The organism is Paenibacillus antri (assembly GCF_005765165.1).
GTDB lineage: Bacteria > Bacillota > Bacilli > Paenibacillales > YIM-B00363 > Paenibacillus_AE > Paenibacillus_AE antri.
Map to the genome: position 1 here is coordinate 158,158 of NZ_VCIW01000007.1, position 13,733 is coordinate 171,890.

Genomic DNA, 13,733 nt, shown 5'->3' on the forward strand with positions numbered 1-13,733 from the left:
AATATAATTGGTTTCGTAAAGCGCTTACAGAGTGGAAGACGGGTCGTCAATCGAATGAGAAGGAAGGGAAGCAGATGAATAACAATTTGAAATGGTTATCGCTAGTCCTTATGAGTTCTATGTTGGTTTTGTCCGCTTGCTCGGGCGGAAGCGGCAGCGCGGGCGGAAGCGCCGAACCGACTCCGTCGAACGAACCGAGCGGCGGCGGGGAGACTGCGGAACAACCGAAGAAAGAACCGGTCACGATCGAATTCATGGGTCACGGCAATCCGAACGAAAAGAAAATTTTCGAGCAGCTGATCGCTTCCTTCGAGAAGAAATACACGCATGTCAAAGTGAAGTATACTTCCGTCCCCCCTGGCGAATACGGGCAGAAGCTCACGACGCTCGTCAGCTCCGGGAAAGCGCCGGACGTATTCTACGTCGGCGGTTCGGAGTTTTACCGATTCGCGGAATCCGGCATTCTCATGAACCTGCAAGCGCAGCTCGACCAGACCGATCTGTTCAATCCGGACAATGTGTGGAAGCAGGCGCTGGATCGTTATCGCTACGACGGTTCGACGGTCGGAACGGGCGATATTTACGGGCTTCCGAAGGACGTGGGTCCATGGGCGTTCGTCTACAACAAGGACCTCTTCGACAAAGCCGGCATCGCGCCTCCCCCGGCCCGAGCGGGCGAGTGGACGTGGGACGACATGTTGGAAGCGGCGAAGGCGATTACCGCGGACAATAACGGCGACGGAAAAACGGATGTGTTCGGCGTCGGGGCATACAACCTGGAATCCGCGGTATGGGGCAACGGGGGCGACTTCCTCGACTCGACGACGGGCACCGTCACGATCGACAAGCCGGAGTTTTACGAAGCGATGCAGTTTGCGGCGGACTTGAATCTTGTGCATAAGGTAAGTCCGAATCAAGAAGCCGAGCAAGCGATGAATGCGTATACGCGCTTCGTGAACGGTCAAATGGGCATGTTCGCCATGGGGCCTTGGGATCAACCGGCGTTCTGGGATCTTCCCTTCGGATGGGATATCGCCGCCTGGCCTGCAAGTCCGAACACGGGAAAGACGGCGACGTGGCTCGGGTCCATGGGCTTCGCCGTGTCGGCGAAGACGAAGCACGTCGAAGAAGCTTTCAACCTGGCGGCGTTCCTGTCGCTCGACGAGGAAGGCCAACGGCAAAATTATCAGCTCGGGCAGGCCGTGCCGAACTTGATCGATATGGCGAACGGCGAGTTCTTGGCTTACGAGAAAGCGCCCGCCAATCGCCAAGTGTTCCTCGACATTATCCAAGATTACGGAAGGACGGATCTTCCCGCTCGGTCCAAGGATAATCAGTGGCTCGATACGTTCTGGCAGGAAGCCAGCAAGGTGTGGAACGGCGAGATGTCCGCGAAGGATTGGACGGCGATGATGCAGCCGAAGCTTCAAGAGCTCTACGATAAGGGAAACAAATAAGACACGCGATTGCTCTCGAGATGGCCGGCGGTCCCGCGTACCGCCGGTTCTCTTCCTTTTCCCCCAGTCGAACTACGGAAGTAAGGTGGGCTCCCTATGAAAAATAAGCTACCCGGATATCGAAAAAAAGAGCTTTGGTGGATTTACTCGTTCGTGCTGCCTCCGGTGTTGGGGTTTCTGATCTTCGGACTTGCGCCGATCCTGTACTCGATCTATATGAGTTTCCATCATTGGGATATGCTTTCTCCTCCGGAATGGATCGGCTTGGCCAACTACGTCGACCTGCTGAAGGACGAGAAATTTTATAAGTCGATTTTCAATACGTTCTACTTGCTGCTCGGCATTCCGATCGGCATGGTCGTCTCGCTCCTTCTTGCCATTCTTATGAACCGCAAGCTTAAGGGAATTTCCGTCATGCGAACGATTTATTATTTGCCGGTCATCTCGCCGATCATCGCGGTGTCCTTGCTCTGGCAGTGGATTCTGAACAAGGACTACGGGTTGCTCAACAACTTCCTCTGGCAGCTGTTCGGCATCGAAGGTCCGAATTGGCTGGGCGAAGCCGATTGGGTGAAGCCTTCCCTCATTCTTATCGGTCTCTGGGGAGGCGTCGGGGGGACGATGGTGCTGTATCTCGCGGGACTCCAATCGATCTCGTCCACTTATTACGAAGCTGCGGAGATCGACGGGGCGGGCGGTTGGCAGAAGCTGAAAACCATTACGATTCCTCTGCTGACGCCGATTCATTTCTTCGTCGTCGTGATGGGCGTGATCGGCACGTTCCAATCGTTCAGCCAAATTTATGTATTGGCCGTCGACGGAGGTCCGGAATACAGCGGGGCGACGATCGTGTACTACATTTTCCAAAACGCCTTCGCTTACTTCAATATGGGCTACGCCAGCGCCGGAGCTTGGGTGCTCGGACTCATCATCTTTCTGATCACCCTGGTTCAATTCAAGCTCTCCGACCGATGGGTGTATCAAGAATAGGGGGTACACGGAATGCAATACAAAAAAACGGCTGACGCCTGGGCGATGTTCCTTCTGCTCCTAGGCTCCGTCTTCATGATCGCTCCTTTCATCTGGACCCTCTCGACGTCGCTGAAGCATCAGCAACATATATTCGACTTGCCGCCGAAGTGGATTCCGAGCCCGGCTACCTTCGGCAACTTCCAAGCCGTCTGGGAAGAGTCGCCGTTGTTGTTCGGCTTTCTGAACAGCATGACGATCGTAGTCGTCGTGTTGACGGTGGGGCTGTTCGTCTCGGCCATGTCGTCTTACGCGTTCGGCAAATTCGAGTTCCCCTATAAGGGCGTTCTGTTTATGGGCCTCCTCGGAACGATGATGATTCCGTACTCGGTCGTCATGATTCCGCAATACATCGGATTTTCGGCGCTGCAATGGGTCGACACGCTGCTGCCGCTCATCGTGCCCGGCTTGTTCGGCAACATCGTCGTCATCTTTTTCTTGAAGCAATATTTAGCGGGAGCGCTGCCGAACGACTTGATCGAAGCGGCGAAAATCGACGGCAGCGGATTTTTCCGGATTTTCTGGACGATCGCGCTTCCGATCATGAAGCCGGCCCTTGCGGCGCAGGCGGCGTTAGGCTTCATGGGCATCTGGAACGACTTCCTCGGACCGCTCATTTATTTGCATACGCCGGAAAAGCAGACGATTCAGGTGTTGATCGCTTCCATGCAATCCATGTATATCTCGGGATCGAACTACCCGATGATTATGGCCGCCGCGGTGATCGCCATGCTGCCGGTCATTCTCGTGTTCTTCTTCTGCCAACGTTACTTCGTCGAGTCGCTCGCCATTAGCGGCATTAAGGGCTAATTCTCATGGCGGGGGCGTTGAGATCCGCGAGAGCCGTATTGGCGGGGTGTCTTGCGTTCGCGGCCGTCGCCGCGACGGGCTGCGATGATTCCAGTACACCGGAGGCGATCGATATGAAGAAGTTCGAGGAGCGATCCTATGCGAATCCGTTCCCATCCCTCGAGGAGGAGTGGCCGGATTACGGGAACGGAGATCCGTTCGTCATGCGTCACGACGGACGTTATTACTTGTACGTCAGCACGAAAGATTTCCGAGTCGGCATTAAAGCGTGGGTTTCCGACGATCTCGTGAATTGGACGTACGCGGGATTGGTTACGGAGGATCCCGTCTCGACGGGCGCTTACGCGCCGGAGGTCATCTATTGGAACGGGTATTTCTATTTATACACCTCTCCCGCCGGGAAAGGGCATTACGTCTTCCGAAGCGAATCGCCGATCGGGCCGTTCGAGAGAATTACGGAAAATGTAGGGATGAGCATCGACGGGTCCGTATTCGTCGACGACGACGGCACGATGCTGTTCACGCATGCCGGCCGGGAAGGGATCGTCGGGGTTCCGATGACGTCGCCCTCGACGTTCGATTACGGGAAGCCGATCCTCGGCGCCTTCCTCGGGCACTGGACCGAAGGCTCGATGATTATCAAGCGAGACGGACGTTATTATATGACGTTGACCGGAAATCACGTGTTTAGCGAAGGATACCGCGTTAACTACGCCGTGTCCGAGGATTCGCCGTTAGGGCCGTACCGCGTGCCGGATAACAACCCGATCCTCATCAGCACGCAGCCGGATTTCAACGGCCTCGGTCACAGCTCTACCGTGATGGGACCGGATTTAGATTCTTACTACATCGTGTATCACAACTTGGTCGGACGTTCGGCCGAAGGCCCGCCCGTACGGCAGATGAACATCGATCGGCTGGCGTTCAACGGCGCGAAGATGTCGGCGCTCGGTCCCACGAGCTTCCGCCAACCGGCGCCGAAGCGGGCGGATTTCGAAGATCGGTTGGATGCCGGGATCGACGATCGGCGTTGGACGGAGGAGCGAGTCGGCGACGGCGGGCGGATCGTCAGCCAGGCGCAAACCGGGCCTGTGTTTACGGCCGAATACAACTTCCGACTCGACCATGCGGCATCGCCGGAAACTCGGATCGGCGCGATATTCGGTTATACGGATCAAGATCATTACAGCGAAGCCGTCATTCAACCGGAGAAGGGAACGATCTCTCTCGTTCGGACGGAAGGCGGGGCGACGACGGTCGTACAGGAGCGGCCGATCCCGGACGGTTATGATTTCACGAAGCTTCATTCAATTCGAGTGGAGCGAACGGACGAGCTTGTAAGGGTGTATCTCGATTCGATGTTGAAGCTGGAGTCGGGCGCATCGGAGATCGGCGCGGGAAGCATCGGGTATCGATACGAGAAGGCGCGGCCGACGTTCTCTTATACGGCGTTCGCCGACGATGCCGGCGGGACGAGCGATTATGAAACGGCGAAGCCGATTCCCGGCTCGATCGAGGCCGTCCATTACTTGAAGGGCGAGGGGCGCGGGTACCGCCGTTCCGAAGCGGCTGCGGCGTCCGATCGGCGGAAGGGGGACGGGATCGCGATCCGAGAGACGGAGGACGGGAGCTATTCGGCCGCTTTATCCGGCGAAGGGGATTGGCTCCGGTATGCCGTCAACGTGTCCAAGAGCGGGATCTACGGCGTGGATTTCCTGATGAAGAAGGTTGAGGCGTCCGCGGAGATCGAACTTCTGGTCGATGACGAACGGGTCGGTTCGTACGGCCTCCCGTCCTTCCCGTCTTCCGAGGACGATGCATCGGATTGGGTTCGCACGCGGGTAGGGAAGGTCGAGCTCGCGGAAGGCTACCACACGTTCGCCGTCAAATTAACGGAAGGGACTGCAGAGTGGCGAACGATCGAATTTTCGCCGTCCGTCTCCGGAGCGTTCGAGGAGCGCAACGTATTGGAACGGTCCGATTCGGAAGCCGTCCACGGTTCGTGGGAGCTTGTAGACGGCGCCTACCGCAGCGTAGGAACCGAGGACGCCAAGATGTACGGCGGGAGCGAGCTGTGGGACGATTACGCCGTAGAGACGGACATTACGATCGACTCGGAAGAATTCGGTCAAGCCGGCGTGTTGGTCCGCGTCACGAACGAGTCGCATTTCCCCGACCAAGTGACCGATGCTCTAATGGGGTATTATGTCGCCGTGAACGATCGGGAGATCGAGTTGTATAAGTTGAATTACGATTCGGAGCTGCTCGTATCGGCGGACGTCGCATTGGAGCCGAATAAGACGTACCGACTCCGCGTCGAAGCGGTCGGCGGCCGAATCGAAGCGTATCTCGATCAGGGGAAGGAACCTGTCTTCTCTTACTTCGACGACCGCGCGTTCTTGCGCGGCAAAGTCGGCATCCGCTCCAGCTTCGCGGAGCATACCGCGTTGGGCGATCTTACGGTTACGTCTTTAGAGAGAAAGTAAAATACGGATGGGAGCGGTGGAGAGATGACGCATACAGAACTTTACTCGCGGGGGGAATACCCGCGGCCGCAATTCGAGCGGACCGAATGGCTGAACCTGAACGGGATGTGGCAATTCGAGTTCGACGACGAAGGAGCCGGCGAGGGAGCGGGTTGGCATACGAACCGTCCTTTCTCGAAGCGGATTCAAGTCCCCTTCTGTTATCAAAGCGAGCTTAGCGGGATCGGAGACACTGCCTTCCACGACTTGGTATGGTATCGAAGGGAATTCGATTTGCCGTCCGACTACGAGGGCCGTCGCATCCTGCTTCATTTCGGCGCGGTCGATTACGAATCGAAGGTATGGGTGAACGGGCGGCTCGTCGCCTGCCATGAGGGGGGGCATACGCCTTTCACGGCCGATATTACGGTCGCGGCGAAGCGCGGGTCGAACGAAATCGTCGTCCGGGCGAAGGATTACAGCTTGGACGTTACGCTGCCGCGGGGGAAACAATATTGGAAGGAGAAGTCCGAGGGCATCTTCTATACCCGAACGACCGGGATCTGGCAGACCGTATGGCTGGAAGCCGTGTCGCACTCGTATTTACGCAGCGTGAAGCTGACGCCGGACATCGACCGCAACGAAATCCGGATCGAAGGCTTCGTCGAAGGGTGGCGGCCCGGATTGGAGCTGGCCGCTTCGATTTCTTTCCAGGGGGAGCCCGTCGCGAGAGATCGCTGGCTGATGCATGCCGAGGAAGAAAGCCGAACGATCCGCTTGCATGACTTCAACGACCATGGTTTGGGTCGCTGGTGGTCGCCGGAAACTCCGAATCTGTACGATATCGAGTTCGAGCTCATCGATCGAGACGCAAGCGTCGATGTCGTGAACAGTTACTTCGGCATGCGGAAAATTTCCGTCGAGGACGGCGTGATTTGCCTCAATAACCGTCCTTATTATATGAAGCTCGTCCTGGACCAAGGCTACTTCCCCGGCGGCGTCTTAACGGCGCCTTCGGACGAGATGCTTCGCAGGGACGTCGAACTGACGAAGGCGATGGGATTTAACGGCGCTCGAAAGCACCAGAAGATCGAGGATCCGCGTTACTTGTATTGGTGCGATAAACTGGGACTTCTCGTTTGGGGCGAAATGGCGAACGCGTATCAATACTCGGCGACGTATGTGCGACGCATCACGAAGGAATGGCAGGAAGCGGTCGAGAGGGACTACAACCATCCTTCCATCGTCGTCTGGGTGCCGATTAACGAGAGTTGGGGCGTGCCGAACGTGCTGATCGACAAGAAGCAGCAAGAGCATGCGCTGACGATGTACCATCTGACGAAGTCGCTGGACGACACGCGCCTGGTCCTGTCCAACGACGGGTGGGAGCATGTCAAGTCGGACATCGCGACGATTCACGATTACGAATCGAGACGGGAAGTGCTGCGCGAGCGATATGCTTCCGCCGACCGCGCGATCCGGAGCATCGCGCAGAACCGGTGGATTTACGTGCCGGGCTTCCCGTACGAGGGCGAGCCGATCCATATGTCGGAATTCGGGGGCATCTCGTTTCGCAAAGGAGACGCGGCGGGGTGGGGGTACTCGTCGGCCGCCGACGAAGGAGATTTCCTCAGCCGCATCGTCGACGTCGTGCAGCCGATCATGCAGTCGAAGGCGATTCAAGGGTACTGTTACACGCAGCTAACCGACGTGGAACAGGAAATCAACGGCTTGCTTACGTTCGATCGGGAGCCGAAGCTGCCGCTCGACGTCATCAAGCAAGTGATGGAAGGACAAGCGCCCAGATTGGAAAAACCGGCGGTCCATTCTCCGGGATAAGCATAAAAGTATGGGCTGTCTTCCGCGGAGGAAGGTGGCCTTTTCCCATCGCAAACCGAAGGAGGGAAATAAAATGACGCATCATTTCCTCGAACGACCGCCTCACCCCGAAACGGAATGGGCCGCCTGCACAGGCTTCTCGGCATCGGCAACCGTCGTACGGCCTATATTACATACGCCATTGAAGGATGCCAGTATTTGCGCGGGCCCGGACCGAACGTATGCTTTGACCGGAACGACGGACGGCCGGAGCATTCGGATTTGGACGTCCTCGGACTTGCAAACCTGGACGGGGCCCGTCACGGTATGGAGCTTGGAGCGAGAGGGGACCCGGCAGCAGGAAAACGACGGCCCTTGCGGCATCTGCGCTCCGAGAATCCATTATGCGAGGGGAACGTACTGGATTGCCTACGGAGTACAACAAGGCGGCACCGGGTTGCTTCGGAGCTCGTCCGGAGACGTCCGGGGCCCATATCAAGATATGGGGAGAATGACCGCCGACGGACGAGATGCCTCTCTCTTCGAGGACGATGACGGCACGGTCTATTGGGTGTACGGCAACGGCAGGATCGCCCGAATGAACGAGGAGATGACGGGACTGCTGGAACAACCCCGGAGGGTGGAAGTGCAGCCTTGGCGCACGGCCGGACGGGTAGACCGGCCCGCGTACACCGGGAATCATCAGGCAGGGGCATACGGGGCGTTCATCTGCAAGAGGGACGGCTATTACTTCCTGTTTTGCGCGGAACCGTTCGAGCGGCTAGGAAGCGACGCGGTGGATACGTTCGCGGCGGTCAGCCGATCCGTCTACGGGCCATATAGTCGAAGATATTTGGCGCTGCCTCATGGCGGCCAAGCGTCTTTATTTACCGGACCGGACGGACGGCTGTATGCTTCCTTCTCCGGCTGCGGCAGCTATTCGCCGGTCGAGCATTACCCCGCCGTCGTGCCGATGTCCCTGGCAGGACCGGGATTTATAAGGCCGGACGAGAACGTCGTGCTTGAGAAGGGAGCCGTCGGAAGTCTTGCGCCCGCCGCGGATTTTCCGATTCGAGACCCTCATATTTGCTTAGGTCCGGACGGCGTCTATTATTTGACGGGCACCTCCGACCGACCCCACCGAGATTTCTGGAACGGGAACAACCAGCTTCACTTATGGAGCTCGAAGGATCTTACGGCATGGAGCCATGTGGGGAAAGTATGGGATCTCGCGGAAAACGGGACGTGGGAGAACAACATTTATGAAAATCCATGTCTTTGGGCGCCGGAGACGATTTATTTGTACGGAACCTTCTGGATTACGTATTCGCTGAAGGGCGGAGGCACCGGGCTGATTAAAAGCGTATCCGGAAAGCCGGAGGGACCTTATATTGACATGGGGCGGATGACGAATACGGATATCGACTCCAGTCTGTTCCGGGATGAACACGGTCAGGTGTACTTCGTATGGCAGGACGGGAAGATCGCTCGCATGAAGGAAAATATGACGGGCTTCGCGGAAGAACCCCGCAAGCTGTTGTGCGAAGACGGTCAGCGCGTCGGGTACGAGGGGGCGTTCCTCGTCAAATATCGGAACAAGTACATTCTCGGGGCGGCGGAATGGAACGGCGACGAACGGGTGGACGGCACGTACGATTTACTGTACGCCGTATCCGATCAGGTGTACGGACCTTACTCCCCGAGGCGGCTTGCGGTGCCTCACGGAGGACACGGTACGATGTTCGTCGATCGCGAAGGCAGACTCCGGTCGACCTTGTTCGGGAACGACCGCACCGCTCCGTTCCGGACGCGCGTCGGCATCGTCGCGCTCAAAGTCGAAGAAGACGAACATGGATTGCTCATCGAGCCCGAGGAAATATGATCTTCCTCTCGTTCAAGAAGCTGATTTCCCCCCGGGTAAGCATCCAAGGGAAAATTTTCGTTGCGTTTCCCTTGGTTACGATGCTTGGCATTGTTGCCGACGCATAGATCATACCGCCGCTTTTCAAGCCGATCTTGGCGGTGATGGTGTTGTTTTACGCCGTCGGCCATTGGAACTCCTTAATACTTTGCGGAGTCGGACGCGGCGCGGCTGCGGGAAATAACGGCGGACCACAATGAAACTTTCAACAGCGTAGACTGTCCGGATCCGTCGTCGGCGCAACGCATCCGGTTCCGTTTTCCAACGGGTAGTGACCTGTCGTCTGACCGATATGATTTGTTGAACCGAGGAGCTGATCTGACATGAAAAGATGGCTGACGGGACTCGTTGCCGCCGTCCTGACTGTATCTTTCCCCGCATCGAGTTTAGCGTATAGCAATCCCCAACCGGTGACCGACTCGTGGCATTGGGATCATGGGGGCTTTTATGGCGAAGGCGACCCTTACATCCTGAAGTTTAACGGCGTCTATTATTTATACACCAGCACGGTGGACGATAAGCCCGGCGTGAAGGTATGGTCTTCGGGGGATTTGGTGCACTGGGAATACCGCGGACTGTGCGCGGAGGAGCCGGTGACGAAGGGGGCTTACGCTCCTGAAGTGGTGTACTGGAACGGGGATTTTTACATGTATACGGCGCTGCTCAGAGACGATCCCGGCACGACGCAGCGCGGACACCGGGTGTTGAAGAGCTCCAGTCCGATCGGTCCGTTCACGGCGCAGACGGGGAATACGGTCGACGGGATCGACGGGCACGTCTTCATCGACGACGACGGAAAATGGTATTTCTATAGTACGGGAAGCGGAAATATCAACGTTCGGCCGATGAGCGATCCTTATACGTTCGGGGAGCCCTCGAATACCGGCGCCGCGATGAGGGGATGGACCGAAGGTCCGACGGTCATCAAGCGGAATGGAAAATATTACATGACGTACACCGGAAACCATATTTGGAACGATGCCTATCGGGTGGATTATGCGACGAGCTCGAATCCGGTCTCGGGCTTCGAGCCGGCAGCCTCCCAGAACCCGATTCTTCTCGACTCGGAGGGAGAGCATGTCGGACTTGGACACAACTCCATCGTTCGCGGTCCCGACCTGGATTCCGATTATATCGTATACCACAGCCATGCCAATCCCGGGCGGCATCTGAACCTGGATCGAATCGTATGGAACGGAGATAAAATGCTCGTTCTCGGCCCCACGACGACCGAACAGCCCGATCCGGCCATGCCGGATTTCAGCGACAGGTTTCAAAGAGGCGCAATAGGCGACCAATGGAACGCCGTCGGCGGAGGAACTTGGGGAATACGGAACGGCGAGACATTGTATCAAGAAGCGACCGGAGAGCCGGAGCAAGCTCGCATGCTGCTTTCGAAGAAGGCGACCGGCGACCAGTTCACCGCGGAGTTCAACATGAAGCAGGTTTCTCAGGGAGACAGCGAAAGCCCGTTGATGGGCGCCGTATTTTCCTATAGGAACGAGAATCATTACGGGATTGCCGTATTGAACCGTAATCGCAACCGTCTGGAGACGTTCTTCCGGGTGGACGGCGAAGATGCGGAACGGGTCGTTACCCCGCTTCCGGAAGGTTACGATTATACGAAGTGGCATCAGATCCGGATCGAGAAGGAGGGTGCCGAATATCGAATCTACGTAGACAATATGCTCAAACAAACCCGCACGATCGAAGGGCTGGGCCAAGGCAGTATCGGTTACGCGACGACGGATGCGCATGCGGATTTCGGCTTCGTGGCGTTCAGCGATAAAGTCGGAGGGAACAGCGTTCATACCGCATCCATGCCGATTCCCGGCAAAATCCAAGCCGTCCATTATCATATGGGAGGGAACGGCGATTCGGATCGCGTTTCGAACCGAGTTCGAACGGCCGAAGCCGCGGACGGGAGCGATTACCTCACGTCGTTCCGGAAGGGGAATTTGCCGTATCGCATCAACGTTTCCGAAGCGGGTACTTACGATGTGATGATCCGGTATGCGGCGGATGCCGATGCTCGCGTAAAGCTCGAGCTTGACGAGTCGACCGCACTGACGGACGAAGTACGACTCCCTTCCACCGGCGGCGCCGAGAAGTGGAGCAATGCGCTGATTCGGAACGTCGAGCTTCCGCAAGGATTGCATACGCTCAAGGTCGTACCGGTCGGAGACGCGTCGTTCGAATTTTCTTCCATGACCTTCAACCGAACGGTTCCGACGACGCCGATCTTCGACGATTTCAACGACGGCGACGATCAGGGTTGGAGGAAATTCGAACAGGGCTGGAGGGTCAATACCGGCGAAGAACCCGCGTTCGACGCATATAAGCCGGTGCCGGGAATCGTCGAAGCGCCTTTCTACAACACGGGCGGCGAAGGCGTCGGTTACCATGATACGACTCCTGAAAATATAGGGGGGGCTTATCGAGGCGACTCCGTCGACATTCGAACGAACACCAATTACAACGGTTTGAACGTGGGCTGGAATCGTGCCGGGGAATGGCTCAAATACAATGTGGAAGTGAAGCGGGCAGGAACGTACAGAGTCGAGGTGACGGCGGCGACCACGTTCGCGGACAATGAGGCGCGACTCTGGTTGAACGATACGACGGATTTGACCGGCGCGATCGACATCAAGGCGACCGGGGATTGGAACGCGTGGAAGACGACGCTGTCCCCAAGCTTCTATTTACCGGAAGGCCGACATACGATCACCTTCGAAACGGTGAAGGGCGAGTACGATTTTGCAAGGCTCAAATTCGTCTCGTACGACGTACCGGCATCGATCCCTGGCATTGTAGAAGCGGTCCATTATCGAACGGGCGGCGAGGGGATCGGTTATCATGACAATACTCCGGCGAATATCGGCGGGCAGTACCGCGACGACGGCGTCGACATTCGCGTTCATCCTCAGGGAGGCTGGAACGTCGGCTGGAACCAGACCGGCGAGTGGTTGAAGTATAACGTTGCCGTCGCCGAGCCGGCGGTCTACGACGTCAGCGCTAGAATCGCAACGGCGCTCGCCGGCGGGAAAATCCGGTTATGGTTGAACGACGCGGTCGATCTGACCGGCGTGGTCGACGTTCCCAATACCGGAGGTTGGAATGCATGGACGAACGTCAACCTGGGAGATATCGCGCTGCCGGAAGGCGATCATACCCTTACTGTCGAAATCGTACAGGGCGAATATGATTTTGCCGGCCTCTCCTTCCGAACGTCGGACGATCCGATCCGACTTCCCGGAACCGTTCTCGCCGTAGATTATATGAACGGCGGGGAAGGGGTCGGATATCACGACAATACTCCGGGAAATATCCGCGGTCTGTACCGGACCGACGATGTCGACATTCGGCTGCTCCCGGAAGGCTTCACGACGGGGTGGAACCAAACCGGCGAATGGTTGAAGTACGACGTTAGCGTCACGGAGACCACCTACAAACTCGATTTGAGATTCGCTACGGCCATGAACGGCAGCCAGGTTCGGTTCTGGCTCGACGATACGACCGACCTAACGGGCATCATCGACATTCCGAACACGGGCAATTTCCATGAGTGGATGACGATGACGAAAGAAGGCGTCGTCCTTCCCGCAGGCCGGCACACCATCAAAGCGGAGATCGTTAAAGGCGAATTCGACTTTTACAGCTTCCGTTTCCATAACGACCCGGACGTCCCGAAACAAGGCGAGTTTCTATCCCAGCCGAATGGGTATCCGAAAGCGGTGATCGGCGACGACAGATGGTCGGATTATATCGTGGAGACGGATATTCGGTTGGGGCGAAATACGCGAGGAGGAGGTAACGCGGGGATTCTCTTCCGCGTCAACAACCCGGCCGACGGAACGGAATACGGACAGAACCGAGACGATTTCTTGCAGGGATATATGGCCTACTTGACCGCAGACGGCGTGCAATTGGGCAAATTCAACTACGGCTTCCAACACTTGGCCGGAAAGCCGCTGTCGGGAACGGTCGGGACATGGCAGCATCTGAAGGTAGTCGCGCAAGGAAATCGAATCCAGGTGTACGTCGGGGATATGGACACGCCGCTGATCGACTACACCGATCACAGCGAGACGGCTTTCACGCACGGGAAGGCAGGGGTCCGAAGCTTTAACAGCGAAAGCGCGATCGACAATTTCCAAGTCGCGCCGATTCCGGCGGCCGAGGGGAGCTGATTTTCCCTCGAATCCGGAAAACGGAGCGCATGAGAGGGGCCGT

General features: G+C 57.1%; 7 protein-coding genes. All 7 read left to right on the forward strand.

The annotated features are described in order from the left end of the window. Nucleotides 1–74 precede the first annotated feature (74 nt). The 7 genes from FE782_RS13085 (at nucleotide 75) to FE782_RS13115 (ending at nucleotide 13,690) form a co-directional block, all read left to right on the forward strand. Complete coding sequence (locus tag FE782_RS13085) at nucleotides 75–1,457, forward strand: ABC transporter substrate-binding protein (protein ID WP_138194544.1); 1,383 nt, start codon at nucleotides 75–77, stop codon at nucleotides 1,455–1,457. A gap of 96 nt (nucleotides 1,458–1,553) precedes the next feature. Then, the gene (locus FE782_RS13090) at nucleotides 1,554–2,447 is read left to right on the forward strand and encodes a carbohydrate ABC transporter permease (RefSeq protein ID WP_138194545.1); all 894 of its coding nucleotides are present in this window, start codon (nucleotides 1,554–1,556) and stop codon (nucleotides 2,445–2,447) included. A 12-nt stretch (nucleotides 2,448–2,459) separates the two neighbouring features. Continuing rightward, the gene (locus FE782_RS13095) at nucleotides 2,460–3,296 is read left to right on the forward strand and encodes a carbohydrate ABC transporter permease (protein WP_138194546.1); all 837 of its coding nucleotides are present in this window, start codon (nucleotides 2,460–2,462) and stop codon (nucleotides 3,294–3,296) included. Nucleotides 3,297–3,301: 5 nt separating this feature from the next. Further along, nucleotides 3,302–5,782 (forward strand): family 43 glycosylhydrolase, encoded by a 2,481-nt coding sequence (locus FE782_RS13100; RefSeq protein WP_238392467.1) that lies wholly within the window; start codon nucleotides 3,302–3,304, stop codon nucleotides 5,780–5,782. A 24-nt stretch (nucleotides 5,783–5,806) separates the two neighbouring features. Beyond that, complete coding sequence (locus tag FE782_RS13105; RefSeq protein ID WP_138194547.1) at nucleotides 5,807–7,600, forward strand: glycoside hydrolase family 2 protein; 1,794 nt, start codon at nucleotides 5,807–5,809, stop codon at nucleotides 7,598–7,600. 73 nt (nucleotides 7,601–7,673) lie between these two features. Continuing rightward, a complete protein-coding gene (locus tag FE782_RS13110; protein ID WP_158299383.1) occupies nucleotides 7,674–9,461 on the forward strand; it encodes a family 43 glycosylhydrolase in 1,788 nt (595 codons plus the stop codon). A 362-nt stretch (nucleotides 9,462–9,823) separates the two neighbouring features. Further along, nucleotides 9,824–13,690 carry a carbohydrate-binding protein gene (locus FE782_RS13115; protein WP_138194549.1) on the forward strand — a complete coding sequence of 1,289 codons (3,867 nt, stop codon included), beginning with the start codon at nucleotides 9,824–9,826 and terminating at the stop codon, nucleotides 13,688–13,690. Nucleotides 13,691–13,733 lie beyond the last annotated feature (43 nt).

Bases quoted from the DNA above. Each gene is read 5' to 3' on its own strand.
- FE782_RS13085 (WP_138194544.1), top strand. From the start codon at position 75: ATGAATAACAATTTGAAATGGTTATCGCTAGTCCTTATGAGTTCTATG.
- FE782_RS13090 (WP_138194545.1), top strand. From the start codon at position 1,554: ATGAAAAATAAGCTACCCGGATATCGAAAAAAAGAGCTTTGGTGGATT.
- FE782_RS13095 (WP_138194546.1), top strand. From the start codon at position 2,460: ATGCAATACAAAAAAACGGCTGACGCCTGGGCGATGTTCCTTCTGCTC.
- FE782_RS13100 (WP_238392467.1), top strand. From the start codon at position 3,302: ATGGCGGGGGCGTTGAGATCCGCGAGAGCCGTATTGGCGGGGTGTCTT.
- FE782_RS13105 (WP_138194547.1), top strand. From the start codon at position 5,807: ATGACGCATACAGAACTTTACTCGCGGGGGGAATACCCGCGGCCGCAA.
- FE782_RS13110 (WP_158299383.1), top strand. From the start codon at position 7,674: ATGACGCATCATTTCCTCGAACGACCGCCTCACCCCGAAACGGAATGG.
- FE782_RS13115 (WP_138194549.1), top strand. From the start codon at position 9,824: ATGAAAAGATGGCTGACGGGACTCGTTGCCGCCGTCCTGACTGTATCT.